This window comes from Hymenobacter sp. APR13 (assembly GCF_000737515.1).
Taxonomy (GTDB): domain Bacteria; phylum Bacteroidota; class Bacteroidia; order Cytophagales; family Hymenobacteraceae; genus Hymenobacter.
On sequence record NZ_CP006587.1, the window covers coordinates 2,042,373 to 2,059,947 of the forward strand.

Annotated in this window: 17 protein-coding genes; 9 read left to right on the forward strand and 8 right to left on the reverse strand. The window is 62.5% G+C overall.

Annotation, left to right across the window (positions count from 1 at the left end; genetic code table 11):
* Positions 1-224: 224 nt before the first annotated feature.
* The 3 genes from N008_RS23775 to N008_RS08515 all read left to right on the forward strand — a co-directional run bounded on the left by N008_RS23775 (position 225) and on the right by N008_RS08515 (position 2,061).
* Positions 225-698 carry a DUF6970 domain-containing protein gene (locus N008_RS23775; RefSeq protein ID WP_231569803.1) on the forward strand — a complete coding sequence of 158 codons (474 nt, stop codon included), beginning with the start codon at positions 225-227 and terminating at the stop codon, positions 696-698.
* Positions 699-797: 99 nt separating this feature from the next.
* On the forward strand, positions 798-1,301 hold the full coding sequence (locus tag N008_RS08510) for a DinB family protein (protein ID WP_044015281.1): 504 nt from the start codon (positions 798-800) through the stop codon (positions 1,299-1,301).
* Positions 1,302-1,440: 139 nt separating this feature from the next.
* Positions 1,441-2,061, forward strand: a complete 621-nt coding sequence (locus N008_RS08515; protein ID WP_044015282.1) for a thioredoxin family protein — start codon at positions 1,441-1,443, stop codon at positions 2,059-2,061.
* A 131-nt stretch (positions 2,062-2,192) separates the two neighbouring features.
* On the opposite strand, the gene N008_RS08520 is transcribed toward N008_RS08515, so the two are convergent.
* On the reverse strand, positions 2,193-3,035 hold the full coding sequence (locus tag N008_RS08520) for a DUF4382 domain-containing protein (protein ID WP_197062970.1): 843 nt from the start codon (positions 3,033-3,035) through the stop codon (positions 2,193-2,195).
* Between the two features lie 298 nt (positions 3,036-3,333).
* Positions 3,334-6,468 (reverse strand): AsmA-like C-terminal region-containing protein, encoded by a 3,135-nt coding sequence (locus N008_RS08525; RefSeq protein ID WP_071884504.1) that lies wholly within the window; start codon positions 6,466-6,468, stop codon positions 3,334-3,336.
* 310 nt (positions 6,469-6,778) lie between these two features.
* On the opposite strand from N008_RS08525, the gene N008_RS08530 reads away from it, so the two are divergent.
* Both N008_RS08530 and gldJ read left to right on the forward strand, forming a co-directional pair.
* Positions 6,779-7,831: a PorP/SprF family type IX secretion system membrane protein gene (locus N008_RS08530; protein WP_052381338.1), complete on the forward strand. Its 1,053-nt coding sequence runs from the start codon at positions 6,779-6,781 to the stop codon at positions 7,829-7,831.
* Positions 7,832-7,898: 67 nt separating this feature from the next.
* Positions 7,899-9,137, forward strand: a complete 1,239-nt coding sequence (gene gldJ, locus N008_RS08535) for a gliding motility lipoprotein GldJ (protein ID WP_044015285.1) — start codon at positions 7,899-7,901, stop codon at positions 9,135-9,137.
* A 159-nt stretch (positions 9,138-9,296) separates the two neighbouring features.
* Here gldJ and N008_RS08540 read toward each other — a convergent pair whose 3' ends face one another.
* Positions 9,297-10,001 carry a ComF family protein gene (locus tag N008_RS08540; RefSeq protein ID WP_044015286.1) on the reverse strand — a complete coding sequence of 235 codons (705 nt, stop codon included), beginning with the start codon at positions 9,999-10,001 and terminating at the stop codon, positions 9,297-9,299.
* Between the two features lie 242 nt (positions 10,002-10,243).
* Between N008_RS08540 and N008_RS08545 the strand changes: the two genes are divergently transcribed.
* The 4 genes from N008_RS08545 (at position 10,244) to N008_RS23530 (ending at position 12,276) form a co-directional block, all read left to right on the forward strand.
* On the forward strand, positions 10,244-10,621 hold the full coding sequence (locus tag N008_RS08545) for a carboxymuconolactone decarboxylase family protein (protein WP_044018485.1): 378 nt from the start codon (positions 10,244-10,246) through the stop codon (positions 10,619-10,621).
* A complete protein-coding gene (locus N008_RS08550; RefSeq protein ID WP_410471201.1) occupies positions 10,618-10,983 on the forward strand; it encodes a hypothetical protein in 366 nt (121 codons plus the stop codon). The genes N008_RS08545 and N008_RS08550 overlap by 4 nt, the downstream gene beginning before the upstream one ends.
* 91 nt (positions 10,984-11,074) lie before the next feature.
* A complete protein-coding gene (locus N008_RS08555) occupies positions 11,075-11,842 on the forward strand; it encodes an exodeoxyribonuclease III (RefSeq protein ID WP_044015287.1) in 768 nt (255 codons plus the stop codon).
* 161 nt (positions 11,843-12,003) lie between these two features.
* Positions 12,004-12,276: a hypothetical protein gene (locus N008_RS23530; protein ID WP_044015289.1), complete on the forward strand. Its 273-nt coding sequence runs from the start codon at positions 12,004-12,006 to the stop codon at positions 12,274-12,276.
* Positions 12,277-12,357: 81 nt separating this feature from the next.
* On the opposite strand, the gene N008_RS08565 is transcribed toward N008_RS23530, so the two are convergent.
* From N008_RS08565 to N008_RS08585, 5 genes are all read right to left on the reverse strand, one after another.
* Entirely contained in the window at positions 12,358-13,623 is a 1,266-nt protein-coding gene (locus tag N008_RS08565; protein ID WP_044015291.1) for a protoporphyrinogen/coproporphyrinogen oxidase, read from the reverse strand.
* A gap of 41 nt (positions 13,624-13,664) precedes the next feature.
* Positions 13,665-14,417 (reverse strand): toxin-antitoxin system YwqK family antitoxin, encoded by a 753-nt coding sequence (locus tag N008_RS21490; protein ID WP_052381340.1) that lies wholly within the window; start codon positions 14,415-14,417, stop codon positions 13,665-13,667.
* A 157-nt stretch (positions 14,418-14,574) separates the two neighbouring features.
* Positions 14,575-15,255, reverse strand: a complete 681-nt coding sequence (locus N008_RS08575) for a DUF3365 domain-containing protein (protein WP_081910682.1) — start codon at positions 15,253-15,255, stop codon at positions 14,575-14,577.
* A gap of 87 nt (positions 15,256-15,342) precedes the next feature.
* Positions 15,343-16,635, reverse strand: coding sequence for a threonine synthase (thrC, locus tag N008_RS08580; protein WP_044018489.1), 1,293 nt, complete (start codon positions 16,633-16,635; stop codon positions 15,343-15,345).
* A 15-nt stretch (positions 16,636-16,650) separates the two neighbouring features.
* A complete protein-coding gene (locus N008_RS08585) occupies positions 16,651-17,574 on the reverse strand; it encodes a homoserine kinase (protein ID WP_044015293.1) in 924 nt (307 codons plus the stop codon).
* Between the last annotated feature and the right edge of the window lies 1 nt (position 17,575).

The window sequence follows — 17,575 nt, forward strand, 5'->3', positions numbered from 1 at the left end:
CATGCAGAGGCGCAGCCGAAGAATTTCGCTCGCTGGCGCTGGATCGACCCGAGTTGCCATATTGGCGAGATTCCTCGCTCCGCTCGGAATGACGTTCTTCCTTTGTCACCTGTCACCCGTCACCTCATCCCTACCAACCCCAGCGCCGGATAGGGCGTACGTACAGACCAGCGGTTGGCTTATCGGCTGCCGTCTGTACTTTTGCGCCCTCTTTTCACGCTGCCATGCGCTCCTTTCTACTATTGCCGGCCACTGCGCTGGGTGTACTGCTCTGCAGCTTCGGCTGCCAGAAAAACGTGAGTGTCACGACGCCAACCGACACGCCGGCCAGCGGCACTACGGGCATTACCTCCGCCCCCGCTCCGGCCGCCAAAAACACCACCACGCCCGTGCCGGACACCCCTGTAGCGCAGTTCGACACCACCGCCCGCCCAAGCTGGCTGAAGGCCCGCATTGAGGCGCATCTGGCCGAAAATAAGCAGAACCCGCCCATTCAGGTGTTTCGGTACCGCTACAATGGCGCCGTGGTGTACTACGAAACCAGCCCGTGCTGCGACCAATACACCAACCTCTACGACCAGAAAGGCAAGCTCCTGTGCCACCCCGACGGTGGCTTCACAGGCCGTGGTGACGGCAAATGCTCTGATTTCAACAAAAATAAAACCGAAGAAAAGCTGGTTTGGCAGGACCCCAGATAGGGGCCAGGGGCCTGCGGACGGTAAGGCTATCGGGCGTGGTATAACGCCTGAGCTTGCCGGCGGCAGCCTTGGCGCTTCTTCCACCAGCACAGCACCCGTATGATTAATACCATTGACAAACTGGGGGCCTACAACGTGTGGGCCAACGAAACCCTGCTCCGCCACCTCGACGGCCTCGTGGCCAACGGCGCCACCATTCCGGCCAATGTGCTGCGGCTGTTCAGCCACGTGCTCAATGCCCAGTCCATCTGGATTGGCCGCCTCACGGGCACGCCCAGCCCCGTGAAAGTGTGGCAGGAGCACGACCTGGCCGGCCTGAACTATTGGCACGAGCAGTCGACGGCCCGTTTCTACGGCCTGGCCGCCGCTGCCGACGAAACCGAGTTGCACCGCCTCATCAGCTACACCAACTCGGTGGGGGAGAGCTTCACCAGCCAGGTTTCCGACATCTTCACGCACCTGCCCATCCACGGCAACTACCACCGCGGCCAGGTGGCCATCAAGCTGCGCGAGCAAGGCCTGGAGCCCATCAACACCGACTACATCACCTACTGCCGCGAGCTGTCGGCGAAGGCGCAGGCCGCCGACGTGCCCAGCCTGTAAGCAAAATCCCGGTTTGCGGGTTATACCGAAGCCTTTTCAGGATTTCCTGGAAAGGCTTCGGCTTTTTTTGGCCACAACCAGGCACCGCCGCCGCCGCCGCGCCGCCTGCGTATGTAGTGCTGCTAACTCTGTTTTCTGCATGACCACCGAACCCACCACCCAGCCCGTTCTCACGCCCGAGCGCCTCGCCTCGGCCTACACCTACGCCCGCTACCGCCAGCTCATCGACGAGCTGCAGGCCGACGGCAAAACCACCGGCCCCCAGCAAAGCGCGGAGCTGACCGAGTACACCCACCTCAACGTGCAGCGCATGCAGCGCCTCGACAAAACCACCCGCGTGCTGCCCGAGCTGGCGGCCGCCGTGCAGGCCCTGCCGCAACGCTACGAGTGGCTGATTATCACGGAAGGCTGGTGCGGCGACGCGGCCCAGATTGTGCCCGTGCTGGAAGCCGTGGCCCAGGCCTCGGGCGGCAACATCCGCACCCATTACCTGCTGCGCGACGAAAACCCCGACCTCATGGACCGCTACCTCACCAACGGCGCCCGCTCCATCCCGCAGCTGGTGGTGGTGCACGCCGATACGCTCACCGAGGCCGCCCACTGGGGCCCGCGCCCCGTGCCCGCCCAAACGCTGCTGCTTGACCTGAAAGCCCAGGGCGCCACCCACGAGGAGTACGCCGAGAAAATCCACGGCTGGTACGCCAAAGACAAAACCCAGACCACCCAGCACGAGCTGTTGGCCCTGGTGAAAGGTCTGTAGGTCAGCTCGGTAATGTATTGAAATGTCAGCGCTAGGAGCTTACTCTGCGCTCATAGCAGCATCGAGAAAACGAAAAGCCCCGCGCGCCACAATTGGCACGCAGGGCTTTTTCACGGAAAGAAGCCAGCTGCTTACTGCAGCGAAATCGAGCCCAACTCCTTTACCTGGTCGTTCACGACGGTGACGCCGGGCACGGTGACGGTGCGGTAAGCGGCCTGGCCGGTAGGCGCAGTGGTGGTCGGGAACAGCTCGACGCGGTAGGTGCCGGCAGGCAGGCCGCTGAACTGGAACGCGCCCGACGTAGCGTCGGCGGCGGTGCTGAACGTGTCGGCGGGCGTGAGGCTCTGGCGGATGGCCAGCACCTGCGGCCGGGCGGCGGCCGGCGCGGCCGTACCGCGCAGGCTGGCCCGCAGCTCCTGGGCCAGCACCCGGATAACCGGCTTGAGCAGGTAACGCTCCTTTTTATCGTTGCCGGGGCGCCAGTTGCCGCGCTCCACGATGGAGCGGGCCACATCGAAGTCGAGCAGCAACTGGAAGGTTTCCCGCTCGCGTAGCGTGGCCCGGTCCAGCTTAAGCTTCACGCCCGAGGTCTGGCCGCTGGGCGTCTTGAGGTCGTAGCGCTGGCCGTCGCGGCCCACCACGTAGGAATTGGGCCCCAGCAGCAGCCGGATTTCCTTCAGGTCGCCGGGGGCGAAGTCGGTGCTGACCAGCAGGGCCGAGCGGCCGTTCACGTAGTCGAGCACGTTGATGGCCTGCGCCTGAAAGGGCAGCAGCTGCCAGCCGTCCGGGTCGTTTTCTTCCTTCAGATGAACTTCTATCTTGATTACATCCAAAACAACCTGCTGGAAGTCGCCGGGCGCATCCATCAGGCGCACTTCCAGTTTCGTGCTGTCCGACGAGGAATCATCAGTGCTGCACGCACCCAAGGACAATGCACCTAAAAAGGCTGCTGGCAGGAATCGATTGATTTTCATGGAAATGAGTACGGGGTTGGAAAAGAAGTGAAGCGGGAATGCGGCGCTATACGGTAGCCGGTTGGTTGTGTTGCCTGGCAACAAGCAGGCCATGGTGCATCTCAACGCTGCTAAGTAAAATCATATTGCCCACTTTTTGGGCTGTCCGCAGCGAAAATTGCCGCCTATCCTTCTCTGACGCATGCCCCGGCAGCAGCTACCGGCCCAACTATCTGTGCGCGCGGCCAGGGCTATAAACGCAGCCGGCCACTTCTCCCAGGAGAAGTGGCCGGCTGGAATGTCGGAGCGGAAGCAGCAGTTAGCCGCCGGTTTTGGCCGTGTCGGGCTTGGTGGTGGGTTCCGGGTCGGCAGGCTTGGGGTCGGCGGGCTTAGGGTCGGCCGGCGTGGGGGCAGGAGACGGCGCGGCCGGGGCCGCTGGTTTGGCTTTGGGCTTGCCAAACAGCGAGTTGAGGCCTTTGGTGGCCTGCTCTTTCAGCTTGGTCTGGGCTTCGAGGCGCCGCTTTTCGATTTCCAGCTGGGCCTTGTTCTGCAGCTCCAGCTGCTTGCGCTGCAATTCGCGCTGCAGGCTGTCCTGCGCCACTTTGGCTTTGGCCTGCAGCTTCAGCTTGGCGTCGTCGACCTTGGCCTGCACGATGTTGCTGACGATGTCCTTGGCCTGGGCCTTCACGCTGCCGGTAGTCAGTTTCACCTGCGGGTTGCTCACGGTGCCCCCGATGCTGAGGCCCAGCGTCACGCGCTCCGTGCCCTTAATGTCGGAAACGCCGGTGAGGCGCGTGAGCTGGCCGCTGAGCTGGCTGCCGAGCTTGCCGGTGGGCACGTTCAGGGCCGTCACGTACTCCAGCCCGCCGCTGCTGATGTTGTTGGAGCCGCCCACCGTCATCTTCACCTGGCCCACGGTCAGGTCAAACGGCTTCACGATGAAGTTGCCGTTGAGGATTTCGGCGGCCACGTCCTTGTTGTTCACCGCGAAGCTTTTCAGCTCCTGAAACTGCGTGAGGCTGCTGATTTTATTGAGTACCGGCGAGCCGCTCACGGCCGCCCGCACCACCTCAAACAGGCCCTTGCCGGTGAGCGTGCTGTAGTTGGGCATCATGTCGGGGCCCATTTCACCGCTCACGCTGAAGTTGGTGGAGAAGATGCCTTCCAGGTTGTCGGCCAGCGGCACCAGCGTCTTGATGGAGTTGAAGGCCGCAAAAGCGTTCTGGAAGTTCAGGTTCTTGATGTTCAGCCCGAAGTTGAACTTGGGGTGCGCCAGGTTCTTGCTGCTGTACGAGCCGGTGGTGGCAAACGCGCCGCCCAGCGTGTTAAACGTCAGGCCGTTGAGCGTGGCCGTCTGGTCGCGCACGCCCACCGTGCCCTTCACGTTGTCGAGCTTAAGGTTGTCGTAAATTACCTGGCCCACGGTGGTGTTCAGGGTCAGGTCGAACTCCTTCGGAATCTGCAGTACGCCGTCGGCCTTGGTAGCGGCGGCGGGGGCTTTGGTGGCGGCCGTGGCGCCCTTGCTCGGCGCCGCCGTCACCTCGTCCACCATCCACTCGTTCACGTTGAAGCGGCTGGAGTTCACCGTCAGGTTGCCGCGCAGCGGCTGGCCGGGCACAAACAGGTAGCCCATGTAGTTGCTGATGGTGCCCGAGGCCGCCACGTCCGACGAGCCCACAAAGCCGGCCATGTTCTGCAGCACAATCTTGTCGTTGTTGAAGGTGGCCGTGGCGCGGGTTACGCGCATGCCCTGCGGCAGGTCGGCGCTTTTGTAAGTGATGTTCTGGGCCTGCACTGTGCCCGAGGCCACCACCGTCTGGTAGCGCCCGGCCTCGATGTCGGCCATGTTGCCTTTGGCGGCCACGTTGCCGTTGAGGCGGCCCGTTACGGTCATGCCGTCCAGCGGGAAGATTTTCGTGATTTTGGTGAGGTCTACGGTGCCCTTCACGTCGGCGTCGAAGCGCAGCTTGTCCACGCCCTGGGTGCTCACGCGGCCGGCCAGCGGCTCGCCGTCCAGCAGCATCCGGAAGTTGCTGATGTCCACGCGCGTGTCGTTGAGCTGGCCCGTGGGGTTGGTCACCACGCCCGTAACCGTCAGATTCTCAATCGGGGCCGGAAACTGCTTGCTCTTCACGTAGCCGTTGGTCAGGTTCATTTTGGCCTGCACCACCGGCATCTGGGTGCTGGAGTAGGTGCCCTTGGCGGTGCCATCCACGAACAGCTTGCCGCGCAGCAGCAAGTCCTGCACCGGGTACACCTTCATCATTTCGGCCAGGTCCACGTTGGCTTTCACGCGGCCGTCTACCTTCATCGGCTCCAGCCCGTCGATGGCCACGTTGCCGTCAATCGGGTTCTGGCCCAGGTCGAGGTGGAACTGCTTCACGTTGACTTTCATGTTGTTGGTGAAGCCCGACGGGTTATCCACCACCATGTCCACGTTGATGTTCTTGGCCGCCTGCGGCAGCTGCGGATAGTGGAACATACCGTTTTTCACCTGCAGGTTCACGCCGTAGCCGGGCATCCGTACGTCGTTCTGCACGCCCTTGAAGTAGCCATCAAACGCCACCTGCCCGCTGGCTTCCACGTCCTTGAACTGCGCCGTGTACACGCCTGGCACCAGACTCAGGATGTTCTTGAAGTCGGTTTCCAGCGCCTTGAAGGTCAGGTCGTAGGTGATGTCCGTGTCATTCGGCAGCCCGATGGTGCCGGCAAACTGCGCCGGGAAATCGTTGAGCTGCACCTTGTTGTCTTTGAAGGTGAACAGCATCTTCTCCAGGTCCATGGCCAGGGTCACGTCGCCGGTCAGCTTCTTGCGCGTCACGTACTCGGTGCCGTCGTAGGTCATCGAAAACTCCCGCGCCTCGGTCTGGCTGACCAGGTCGAAGATGTTCTGCTCGAAGTCGCCGGAGCCGGTGTGGTTGAGGCCGCGCAGCTCCATAGTAAAGGGCAGCGTGCGGTCCTCGTAGCGCAAATGCCCGTCGGTCACTTCCCACTTGCTGATGGCCAGATTGAGCGAAGTCGTGTCCTGGCCCTTGGCTGCGGCGGCCGAGTCGGACAGCAGCACGTCCCAGTTGGCGCGGCCGCTTTTCAGCACCTTCGCGCTGATGTCGGGCCGGTCGAGCACGATGCTTTTGATTTTGATTTGCTCGCCCCGGATGACGCTCATCAGATCCAGCCCCACCCGCAACGAGGGCAGGTAAGCCAGCGTGTCGCGCGCAAACGAGTCCTGCCCAATCACGCGCAGCTCATCAATGCCCAGCGCCAGGTCCGGGAAGCTGCTGAACAAAGTCAGGCTCACGTTTTCGGGCTGGTACTGCACCTCGGCATCCACCCGCTGGGCCAGCTGCTTGTCGAGCGCCTGCTTGATTTTGTCTTTGAACAGCAGCGGCGTCAGGGCCACACCGGCCACCAGCACCACCACGAAAATCAGTAAGCCAATCCAGAATTTACGCATAGGAGAGAGGAGTTAGGTAGAGCCTAGTGCTTGGTGCCTAGTGCCTAGTTCATTCTTGCATAGGTGCTTCATCTGACTGAAGACAGAAAGAACAACCTAGGCACTAAGCACTAGGCACCAAGCACTAAACTGCCGCTGCAAAAGTAGCAGCCTTGGCCCGGCAACGGCCGCGGGCTGGTCGCCAAAATGCCCGCGTTGGTCGATTAATGCCCGCCGGATACTGCTAATGAGGCCGGAAAGTGGCAATTTAGTTTCCGCAAAGCCACATTGTTGTGTACGATACCCAGCCAGGCCGGCGTTTAACCTCTTGATGACAGGGCTATTCCGATGCAAAATCAGGGGCCGTTCCGGCCGCTTCCGCCGGCCGCTGCTGGCGGCGGCGGCTGCCGTAGTGGCGCTGCCCGCCGCCGCGCAGGACCTGTACTTTGCCCAGCCCTACGCCAACCGCCTGCACCAGAATCCCGCTTTCGCCGGCCTTCTCGACGATGCCAGCATCACGCTCAGCTACCGCAACCAGTTCCCCACGCTGGCCGGCACCTTCACCACCAGCCAGCTCGCCGCCGACTACCGCCTCAAGGACCAGCATAATTCCATCGGCCTGCTGCTCAACCACGACCGGACCGGCGGCCTGGGCTACACCCGCTTCGAGGTGGGCGGCCTCTATGCTTACCAGACCCGCCTCACCAAAGCGCTGTCCTTTAGCGGCGGCCTGCGCGCCAGCTACGGCAACCAGCGCATCAGCTACGGCAACCTCGTCTTCGGCGACCAGCTTTCCGAAGACGGCACCACGGCCCCTGTCACCGCCGAGCCGCTCGATTTCAACCCCGTCAGCTACCTGAGCGTGGGTACGGGCGTGCTGCTCTACTCCGAGAACTTCTGGGTATCGGTGGCCGGCCACCACCTCAACCAGCCCGACCTCGGGTTCCGCACCCAGGGCACGCTGCCCATCCGCTACGAGCTCAGCACCGGCTACAAGCACTACTTCCTGCAACGCACCACGCGCCAGCAAACCCGCGAAATAAGTGTCACGCCCACCGCGCATTACGTGCGGCAGGGCGGCTCCGAGCGGGCCGAAGCCGGATTGTACGCAACCGTGACGCCGCTCACGCTGGGCGCCGTCTACCGCGGCATTCCGCTGCCCGGCGCCCCACGCCCGCAGCAGATTCTGACGGCCCTGGCGGGCGTCAGCGTGGGCAGCTTCCGGGTTGGATATGCTTACGACGTGGCGCTGAGCAGCTTGAGTGCCGATTTGGGCGGCGCGCATGAAATAACCCTGACCCTGCGGGCGTTTGATTCGCTGGATGCTGCTTGGCGTCGCCTCAAACGTCGAAATTCCCCGGCGCCTCCTTGGCCATCGTTCTGAATTGTTGTATTATTGCAGCAACTTGCCTTGCCTAAAACGTTTTCTAACAGGTAGTTTCAACTCAATCATGAATTTTTCCAAGTACCTGCGTTTTGCGGTCGTAGGAGCCTGCGCTTTGGCTTCCTGCAAAAGCGGTCCGCCGACTGCTACTAAACCCGGTAAGTATAGCTCCACTACGGGCATCGATTATAACACCGAGGAAGGGATGAAAGTGGCGGATTACGCCGGCATTCCCGAAGGCCCGGGCCTTATCTTTATTGAAGGTGGCCGTACCGTACTCGGCTCGCAGGAAGAGGACGTGACGATGACCCACGACAACGTGGAGCGCACCGTAACCATCGCCTCGTTCTACATGGACGAAGCCGAAGTAGCCAACATCCACTGGCTGGAGTATCTGCACTTTATCCGCAAGGACTCGTCGGAGGAATTCTACCAGTCGGCCCTGCCCGACACCACCGTGTGGGCCCGTGAGCTGTCGTTCAACGACCCATATGTAGACTACTACCTGCGCTACCCCGGCTTCCGCTTCTTCCCCGTGGTGGGCGTGAGCTGGCTGCAGGCCAACGACTACTGCACGTGGCGGACGTCGAAGGTGAATGAAACGCTGGCCGGCAACTCGGAAGAGAGCAGCGGCGGCGGTGGCCTGTTCAAGCGTAAGAAGAAAGGTGACGCCGCTGAAGGCACCGATGCGGAAGGCAAGCCCCGTATTTCCATCGAAAACGGCAACACGCTGCCCAACTACCGCCTGCCTACTGAGGCAGAGTGGGAGTACGCCGCGCAGGCCCTCATCGGCACGCAGGAAACCGGCAACGAAAACCAGGAAAACAAGCGCATCTACCCATGGGATGGCCGCCAGGTGCGGAACCCGTATGGTGGCAAGATGGGCCAGTTCCTCGCTAACTTCAAGCGTGGCCGTGGTGACTATGCCGGTATTGCCGGTTCGCTCAACGATGGCGCCATGATTACGGAGTACATCTACGCCTATCCACCGAACGACTACGGCCTGTACAACATGTCGGGCAACGTGAACGAGTGGGTGCAGGACATCTACCGCCCGCTCTCGTTTGAGGACGTGGAAGATCTGAACCCCTTCCGCCGCAACGGCTTCCTCGATCCATCGGAGAAGTACGACAAGAAAGGCTACCAGTCGCTGATCGACGACCACGTACGCGTGTACAAAGGCGGCTCGTGGCGCGATGTAGCCTACTGGCTGTCGCCCGGCACGCGCCGCTTCATGGCTGAGGACTCGGCTACGGCCACCATCGGCTTCCGCTGCGCCATGATCAACGCCGGCTCGAACAAGTAAGAATCGCTGATTTGCGCTGATTGATTTGATAGCGCTGATTTTTATTCAGCTACAAAAGAAGAGAGCCGCTTCAAATGAAGCGGCTCTCTTCTTTTGTGGGGTCTTACGGCAAGTCGTCTGTCTTGTAGAAATCAGCGCAATCAAATCAATCAGCGCAAATCAGCGATCCGCACAGGCGATGGTGGCGATGCTGACCTCGGTGGCGCCGGCGGCCAGCAGCGCCGCGGCGCAGGCTTCGAGGGTGGCGCCGGTGGTCAGCACGTCGTCTACTACCAGCACGTGCTTGCCCTGAATGGCCATTGCGTCGGCTACTTCGAATACCTCGGCGACGTTCTGCCAGCGCTGCACGCGGTTTTTGCGGGTCTGGGAATCGGTGTGGGCGGTGCGGCGCAGGGCAGCGGCGTGCCAAGGCGTGTGCAGGGCTTCGGCTAGGCCTTCGGCAAACGGGTCGGACTGGTTGAAGCCGCGCTTGGCCAGCTTGCGCGGGTGCAGCGGCACGGGCACAATCAGGTCGAAGGTGAAGCCGGCGGCGGCCAGGTCATGGCCGTACCAGCGGCCCAGGGCCAGGCCCACGTCGCGCTGGCCCTGGTACTTGAGCTGGTGGAGCAGGTGCTGCACCCGGCCGCGCCGCAGAAACCGCAGGTAGCTCAAGGCGTGGCGCACGGGCAGCTTGCCCCAGAAGCGGCGGGCCAGCGGGTTGTCGGCCGGGGGCAGCAGGTGGTAGTCGGTGTAGGGAAGCTGGGCGCGGCAACTGGTGCAGAGGTGGTCTTCGCCGCGGGCCAGCGGCTCTTGGCAGCCCAGGCACACGCGCGGAAAAATCAGGCCCCAGAAATCGGCGAGGATGGTAGCGGTGGTGGCACGCATCGTAGATAGCTCTAACAGGTAGCAAATAAACCCGGCGGCACCCGCTGGCGAACTTCTGCCTAATTTCGCGGTTAGAACGGGCCGGATTGAAAGTAGCAATTCGCGGCCATAGTTGCCGTAGTATTGTGAAGCGCTTGCTGCGTGTAACGTTGCGCTGGCACGAATACTTTTTGGCTAGCTCGTTCGGCCACACGCAAAGCAAAAGCTTCGCGCTACACCTCACTCATTACCTCATCACCCATATGTCGCAAGTCACCGAATTCAACGAGTACCGCCAGCGCATGAACGAGAAGATTATGGCGGCCGACAACAAGGTCATCAAGCGCTTCTTCAATCTCGACACCAACACCTACCAGGCCGGCGCCGTGGACGTGAAAACCAAGGAAATGCTGGGTTTGGCCTGCTCCATGGTGCTGCGCTGCGACGACTGCATCAAGTACCACCTCGGCAAGTGCTTCGAGGAAAAGCTCACCGACGAGGAAATCTATGAGGTGTTTGCCATTGCCAACCTCATCGGTGGCAGCATCGTGATTCCGCACTTCCGCCGGGCCGTGGAGTACTGGGAGATCCTGAAAACGGAGGCCGTGGAAGCTGCGCCCGAACACCACCACGAGGCATGAGCCTCATGCACCCCGACGAAACCGAAACCCAGTTTGAAGAACGCTGGTACGGTTTCATGAACGAGATGCGTGAGCGGTTTGGCAAAAAACCCGACCTGAACGCGCTGCTCCTATTAATAGGTGTGCAGGAGCTGGGCCAGGGCGCCGGCCCCTTCACCAAAGAGCAGAAGCAGGACCTGATGCACATTGCCACCTGCCGCCTGTTCAGCCTCTCCGGCTACTACGAGCTGGAAAACGTGGACGAGGAAGGCTGGCCGCACTTCCGGCTGGTGAAGCCCGTGCCGTTTGCCAGCCTCAAGGAGCAGGAGCGGATGCTGAAGTGGCACATTCTGGAGTATTTCGCCGAAATGAGCGGCGAGTAAATGGCTGAATGGCTGGATTGCTGAATGGTTGTACAGCCAGCCGCTCAGCAATCCAGCCATTTAACCATTCAGCCATTCAACAATTCAAACTATGCAAATCATCAGCTACAACGTCAATGGCCTGCGCTCTGCTCTGAGCAAAGGGCTACTGGACTGGGTGCGGGAAACGCAGCCCGACGTGCTGTGCGTGCAGGAAATCAAGGCGGGGCGCGAGCCGCTGGACGTGTCGGGGTTTGCGACGCTGGGCTATGAGGCCTACCTGCATCCGGCCCAGAAGCCCGGCTACAGCGGCGTGGCCACGTTCACGAGGCAAACGCCCACCGCCGTGGTGGTGGGCTGCGGAACCGACCTATATGATGCCGAAGGCCGTGTACTGCGCCTGGATTTCGATGAGGTATCGGTGCTGAACGTGTACATGCCGTCGGGCACGAGCGGGCCGGAGCGGCAGGCGTTTAAGGTGGAGTGGCTGCACTTCTTCCGCGCGTATGTGCGGCAGTTGCGTGCCGAAGGCCGCCAGCTCGTCATCGGTGGCGACTTCAACTGCTGCCAGACCGCCATCGACCTGCACAACCCCAAGGCCAACCAGAACAGCCCCGGCTACACACCCGAGGAACGGCAGTGGTTCAAGGATTTTCTGGCCGATGGCTACACCGATTCGTTCCGGCACCAGCACGGCGACACGCCGGGCCACTACTCCTGGTGGAGCTACCGCGCCGGCTCCCGCGCCCGCAACGTCGGCTGGCGCCTCGACCATCTGCTGGTTGATACGGAACTGCTGCCGCGCCTCACGGGCGCCGGCCTGCTCCCTGATGCTATCCACTCCGACCACTGCCCGGTGTGGGTGGAGGTGAGTGGGTGAATCAGTAGATTAATCTTGAATTCGAATACTTTTAGAAATTTGTGGTATTTAATCTGTGTCATAAATCTAAAGCAATGTTATTTATAGTATTTTTTGGAATTTGTTCAATTCCAGTTTTGATATCCATTTACAGATTGCTATTGCTAAAATCTATTTTCTTGATGAAGATAATTTCAATTAATGAAAGGTTGTCAAACGGTCTTTCATTTCATGACTATGAGATAAGTAGCGTGAGTATATATGCTGTTTTTGAAGGGGCAACGGTAAATGAGAAAGAGTATATAGTTGAAGAATTTAGAAAAAATATGCAGTATGATTTGTTTATCGATTCATATCACATTATGCTCAATAAATGCCTTCTCTATCTTGTCCTAAGTTTTGGGTTTCTGGCTGTTTCAGTAGCTGCGTTTATCTTAATTGCAAATTTTTTCTAACAGAATACATGATAACCCACTGATATCATGCTTATTTCTTCATTCAATTAAAATCAGATATCTGATCGAATAATTAATTCATCATTTCAGCAGCATTTCCGCTACTTCACGGCCGGAGGCCATGGCGGCGTTCAGCGAGGGGTACGACGTGACGTCGCCGCAGCGGTAGAGGGTGGGGCTGATGCGCTGGGGCTGCTGCACGGGCTGGCCGGCCGGGTACACGGGTAGGGCGTACGGCAGGTTGTAGGTGCGCAGGTGCTCCCACTGGCTTACTTCCTCGCCAAACCAGAGCATCAGCTCGGCGCGCAGCGTGGTGGTGAGGGTGGTTTCGGGCAGGCCATGCTCGCCGTGGGTGCTCACCGACACCAGCGTGCGGCCCGCCGGCGCATAAGCCGGGGCCACATCCGAGGGAAAGCAGACGTTGTGCGCCAGCTGGCCGGGCACGGCGTTGAGGCGCAGCAGCTTGTCGTGGCGGCCCGGCGAGATAGGCGCCGAGAAGTAGGTACAGGTGGTGCGGCGCCAGGCGGTGGCCGGGGCCTGGGGCAGCGCCGGCAGCAACTCCGACGCCGTGTTGCCTTCGGTGGCTACCACCACAGCGGCGGCTTGCAGCGTTTGGCCGCCGCGCAGGTGCACGGTGGTACCCTCCAGGGCGATGGCCGGCGAGTGGAGGCGCACGGTGCCGGCGGGCAGGCGGGCAGCCAGCTGCTCCGGAATCTGCTGCATGCCCAGCGCCGGCACCACGGCGTCGCCTTCCACAAACTGCTTGAACACAAACTCAAAGAAGTTGCTGGCCGTGGTCAGGCCCCGGTCCAGGAACACGCCCCCGAAAAACGGCCGGAAGAAGTTGTCGATGATTTGCTCGCTCCAGCCGTAGCGGCGCAGAAACGTCAGGGTGTCGGTGGAGGGGCGGTTCAGCAGGTCTTCGTTGCTGTGGCTGGTCACGTGGCGGGCCAGGCTGGCAATGCGCAGCTTGTCGAAGAGCGTACCGATGGGTGATACCACGGCCGGCAGGGCCGCCACCGGCTGCCGCAGCGGGTTGCGCAGGGTGGTTTCCTGGCCCGAGGCCAGCCGGATGACCGCGCCCGAGCGAAACGCTTTCAAATCGAGCGCCCCGTAGTCGAGCAGGCGCTGCACCTCGGGGTACTTGGTCAGCAGCACCTGGAAGCCGCGGTCGAGGCGAAAGCCTTCGGGTGTAACATCAGTGCGGACGCGGCCGCCCACAGCCTCGGCGGCTTCCAGCACCACCACGGCGCGGCCGGCACGGTGCAGGTAGTTGGCACAGGTCAGGCCGGCCATGCCAGCCCCGATGATAACGATGGGCGCGGAGTCAGGAAGAGAAGCAGTCATATCAGCCCCAAACTACAAAACCGCCCCGAAGGTTGGGGCCGCTACTGGCACACCTTGTTCAGGGTGTACACCTCGCCCTGGCTGTAGGCGTCCCAGTCGGCAATTTCCAGCCTTGACTCGTCCTGGTAGGTTTCCACCGCATCCACCACGATGCCGCTGCTGAAGTAGCCTTTCCGGAAAATCTCCCGCACCACCACGGCGTCGTTGGCGAGGCGGCGCAGCACCCAGCGGCCATCCGGGGCGCCCTGCAGCACCGCGCCCGACAGGTTCAGGCCCAACTCGTTGCGGTACCAGGTGCCGTTGCCGTCCTTGACGAGCTGGGTGCCGGTTTCGTCCCAGAACTGCTGGATGAGGGGCGCGCGGCCGTCGCGGAAGCTCAGGATTTGGCGCGGCCGACCCGTGGGGTACCAGTAGGCCCAGTCGCCGACTTCCCGGCCCTGCAGGTAGCGACCCCGCGCCGCCAGCTCGCCATTGGGATGATAAATCTCGAACACGCCCTCTTTGCGCCCGGCCTGGTAGGCGCCTTGTACCAGCAGCACGTTGTTGGTGAGGCGGTAGTCGCGCACGAAGCCCTGGAAGCGGCCGGCGCTGTCGAGGCGCACGTGGCGGCGGATGGTGGCGCAGCCGGGCGGCGTCAGCACGTACTCGTCGGAGTAGTAGAACACCACGCTGTCTTTGCCTACCACCCGGTAGCAGTCGTTGAGCCTGGCTTTGGGCAGGGCGGCCGTCTGGGCCCGGGCCGGCCCGAGGCTGAAACAAAGCAGTAGCAGCAGGGAGTAACAGTAGCGGTTCAAGAGCAGTCGGGGTAAGAATAAGCCGGAACGATAAGGCTGGTACGCGGCCGGCAAAGTGCTGGTTGGAGCCGCCGCCTGCGTGGAGCAGCTGCCCGCAATTTTTATGCTGCTTTATCAACTCACGCCCACCTTTTCCCGCAACGTGCCCGGGCCCAGCCTAAAACAGCTTGCGGCGCTTGGGAATCTTGCGGGTTTTCATGGTCCAGAACTCGGCTACGCCGGGGCGCTGGAGCGTGAGGCGCCACACGCCCATGGGCTCGCCCAGCGCGTAGCCAGTGGCCTGGTCCTGCGGAAACTGCTTGCGGATGAGGGCGTAGTCGGCGGCGCTGAGGTCCTGGCCTACTGTGCCGTGGCAGCGCAGACACAGGGCATCGTTGGCGATGATGGGGCGCTGGTAGAAGAAAGTCTCGGCGTTGGAGCGGGCCACCTGGCGGGCGGTATCGGGCTGCAGGTCGGAGGTGGTGAGGGCCGTGAGGGCGGCGGGGTTGCGGGGCTTGCTGCTCAGGCGCCGGGCGCTGGCCTGCAGGGTTTTGGTCACCGAGTCGACGCCGGGAAAGGATTCGGGGCGGCAGTAGGGCAGGGCGGCAGCCACGCCGCCCTCGGCGAGCTTTTCGCGCAGCACGCGCAGCAGCTCCCGGTCGGCGTGGCGGGTGAGCGAGTCGCCGGCCCAGCGGGTGGCGCGGAGCAGGTCTTCGGGCATGATGCGCTTCACCACCCAGTTTTCGGCCTCGGCCCCGATGCGCTTGCTTTCACGCAGGTGCTCAATCTGGTCGGGACGGCAGGCGGCGGCCAGCAGCAGCAAAGCAGCCCCGGCGGCACGAAGGAAATGGCACATCATGAAAATGAGAAGGTGGAGTCGGCAAGATAAACAGGCCACGGCGCTGTTCGTTTCCAGGATAAGCGGTGCGCAGCATTCCCGGGGGCTTCAGCGCAGCAAAAACTCCTGCAGCGCCTCATAGCGCGGCTCCAGCAGAATGCTTTGCTTGGGCTTCGACAGCAGCCCAGCCACGGAATCCGGCACCGGCACGGCCGCGCCAATCACCGGCTCCACCACTTCCGGGAACTTGATGGGGTGGGCCGTTTCCAGGAAGAAGCCGCGGGCGTCGGGGTGTTCGGCCAGGTGGTTTTCCAGCGCCAGCAGCGCCACGGCGCCGTGTGGGTCGGGCAGGTAGCCGGTGTGCTGGTAGGTGCGCCGGATGGTCGCCTGGGTGTCGGCGTCGGTGATGGTGGCGCCGCTGACCAGCTTGCTCAGAGCGGCGTGCTGCTGCCCGAACAGCTCCAGAATGCGCCCGAAGTTGCTGGGGTTGCCCACGTCCATGGCGTTGGAAAGCGTGGCCACGGCCGGCCGGGCCGCAAAGCTGCCGGTGCGCAGGTAGTCGGCCACGGCGTCGTTGGCGTTGCAGGCGGCTATGAAGTGGCCGATGGGCAGCCCCGAGGCGTGCGCCAGCAGCCCGGCGCACAGGTTGCCGAAGTTGCCGCTGGGCACGGCCACCACCGGCGGCGCGGCATGGCGCCACTGCTGCAGCGCAAACAGGTAGTAAAACTGCTGCGGCAGCCAGCGCGCCACGTTGATGGAGTTGGCCGAAGTCAGCTGCCGATGCTGCGTCACGGTGGCATCCAGAAACGCCTGCTTCACCAGCTGCTGGCAGTCGTCGAAGTTGCCGTGCACCTCCAGGGCCGTGATGTTCTGGCCGAGCGCGGTGAGCTGCTTTTCCTGCAGCGGGCTCACCTTGCTCGACGGATACAGAATCACCACTTCCACGCCCGGCACGCCCAGAAACCCGTCGGCCACGGCCCCGCCGGTGTCGCCGGAGGTGGCCACCAGCACCGTGATGGGCGCCGCCTGCCGCCGCGAGAAGTAGCCCAGGCAGCGGCTCATAAACCGCGCACCCACGTCCTTGAACGCCAGCGTGGGCCCGTGAAACAGCTCCAGCGCCGAAATCCGGTCCGTCAGCGGCACCAGCGGAAACTCGAAGTCCACGGTTTCGGCGCAGATGCGGCGCAGCTCGTCTTCCTGAATACAGGTGCCCACGTAGGGCCGGATTACCTCGTAAGCGACTTCGGCGCGGGCCAGGTCGGGCAGCCGGGCCAGGAACTCGGGGGTGAAACGCGGAATCTGCTCCGGGAAGTACAGGCCGCCGTCGGGGGCTTGGCCGGCAATGGTGGCCTCCCGGAAATCAACGGTGGGTGACTGGTGCTTGAGGCTGTAGTAGCGCATGGTGAACAACGGATATCAAACGGCAAACCGCACGCCCACCGGGCTGAGGGTGGTAACGTGAATGTGAAAATCGACCCCCAGCGGCTCATATACGCCGCGCATGGCTTGGGCTACGGCCCGGGCGGTGGCTTCGTCGCGGCTGAGCATGAACACCGAGGGGCCGGAGCCGGAAATGCCGCCGCCCAGCGCCTCGGCCGCCAGGCTGGCTGCCTTCACGGCCGCAAAGCCCGGAATCAGAATGCTGCGCACGGGCTCCACGATGACGTCTTCCAGCGAGCGGCCAATCAGGGCGTAGTCGGATTGCAGCAGGCCCGCCACCAGCCCGGCCACGTTGCCCCACTGCCGGATGGCGTCTTTCAGCGGCACCTGCTGGCGCAGAATCCGGCGGGCGTCGGCGGTGCGCACTTCTATCTGCGGGTGCACTACCGACACGTGCAGGGGCGGCGCCTGCAGTTGCACGATGTCGAGCGGGTTGGCGGAGCGGATGAGGGTGAAGCCGCCGTAGATGGCCGGCGCGATGTTGTCGGCGTGGCGGGCGCCGCTGGCCACTTCCTCCCCGAACATGGCAAACTGCACCAGCTCTGCCGGGCTGAACCGGTCGTTGAGCAGGCGGTTGGCGGCCACCACCGCCCCCGCCGCGCTGGCCGCGCTGCTTCCGATGCCGCTGCCCGGCTTGATGCCTTTCTTGATGCGCATCTCGAAGCCCAGCGGCTCGTTGGTGGCCCGGAGCAGCGCCAGCAGTGCCGCCCCGGCCACGTTGCGGGCGGGTTCGGTGGGCAGATCGTAGTCGTCTTCGTTGATAATGACCACGCCCGGCTCCGGCGTGCGGCGCAGGTGCATGGTGTCGAAGGGGGCGGCCAGCGCAAAGCCCAGCACATCAAACCCGCACACCACATTGGCCACGGTAGCCGGCGAGTAAACGGTAACGGAATCAGTCATG

Excerpts from the sequence above, each read along its gene's own strand:
- N008_RS23775 (WP_231569803.1), top strand. The coding sequence starts at position 225 with ATGCGCTCCTTTCTACTATTGCCGGCCACTGCGCTGGGTGTACTGCTC.
- N008_RS08510 (WP_044015281.1), top strand. The coding sequence starts at position 798 with ATGATTAATACCATTGACAAACTGGGGGCCTACAACGTGTGGGCCAAC.
- N008_RS08515 (WP_044015282.1), top strand. The coding sequence starts at position 1,441 with ATGACCACCGAACCCACCACCCAGCCCGTTCTCACGCCCGAGCGCCTC.
- N008_RS08520 (WP_197062970.1), bottom strand. The coding sequence starts at position 3,035 with ATGAAAATCAATCGATTCCTGCCAGCAGCCTTTTTAGGTGCATTGTCC.
- N008_RS08525 (WP_071884504.1), bottom strand. The coding sequence starts at position 6,468 with ATGCGTAAATTCTGGATTGGCTTACTGATTTTCGTGGTGGTGCTGGTG.
- N008_RS08530 (WP_052381338.1), top strand. The coding sequence starts at position 6,779 with ATGACAGGGCTATTCCGATGCAAAATCAGGGGCCGTTCCGGCCGCTTC.
- gldJ (WP_044015285.1), top strand. The coding sequence starts at position 7,899 with ATGAATTTTTCCAAGTACCTGCGTTTTGCGGTCGTAGGAGCCTGCGCT.
- N008_RS08540 (WP_044015286.1), bottom strand. The coding sequence starts at position 10,001 with ATGCGTGCCACCACCGCTACCATCCTCGCCGATTTCTGGGGCCTGATT.
- N008_RS08545 (WP_044018485.1), top strand. The coding sequence starts at position 10,244 with ATGTCGCAAGTCACCGAATTCAACGAGTACCGCCAGCGCATGAACGAG.
- N008_RS08550 (WP_410471201.1), top strand. The coding sequence starts at position 10,618 with ATGAGCCTCATGCACCCCGACGAAACCGAAACCCAGTTTGAAGAACGC.
- N008_RS08555 (WP_044015287.1), top strand. The coding sequence starts at position 11,075 with ATGCAAATCATCAGCTACAACGTCAATGGCCTGCGCTCTGCTCTGAGC.
- N008_RS23530 (WP_044015289.1), top strand. The coding sequence starts at position 12,004 with ATGAAGATAATTTCAATTAATGAAAGGTTGTCAAACGGTCTTTCATTT.
- N008_RS08565 (WP_044015291.1), bottom strand. The coding sequence starts at position 13,623 with ATGACTGCTTCTCTTCCTGACTCCGCGCCCATCGTTATCATCGGGGCT.
- N008_RS08575 (WP_081910682.1), bottom strand. The coding sequence starts at position 15,255 with ATGATGTGCCATTTCCTTCGTGCCGCCGGGGCTGCTTTGCTGCTGCTG.
- thrC (WP_044018489.1), bottom strand. The coding sequence starts at position 16,635 with ATGCGCTACTACAGCCTCAAGCACCAGTCACCCACCGTTGATTTCCGG.
- N008_RS08585 (WP_044015293.1), bottom strand. The coding sequence starts at position 17,574 with ATGACTGATTCCGTTACCGTTTACTCGCCGGCTACCGTGGCCAATGTG.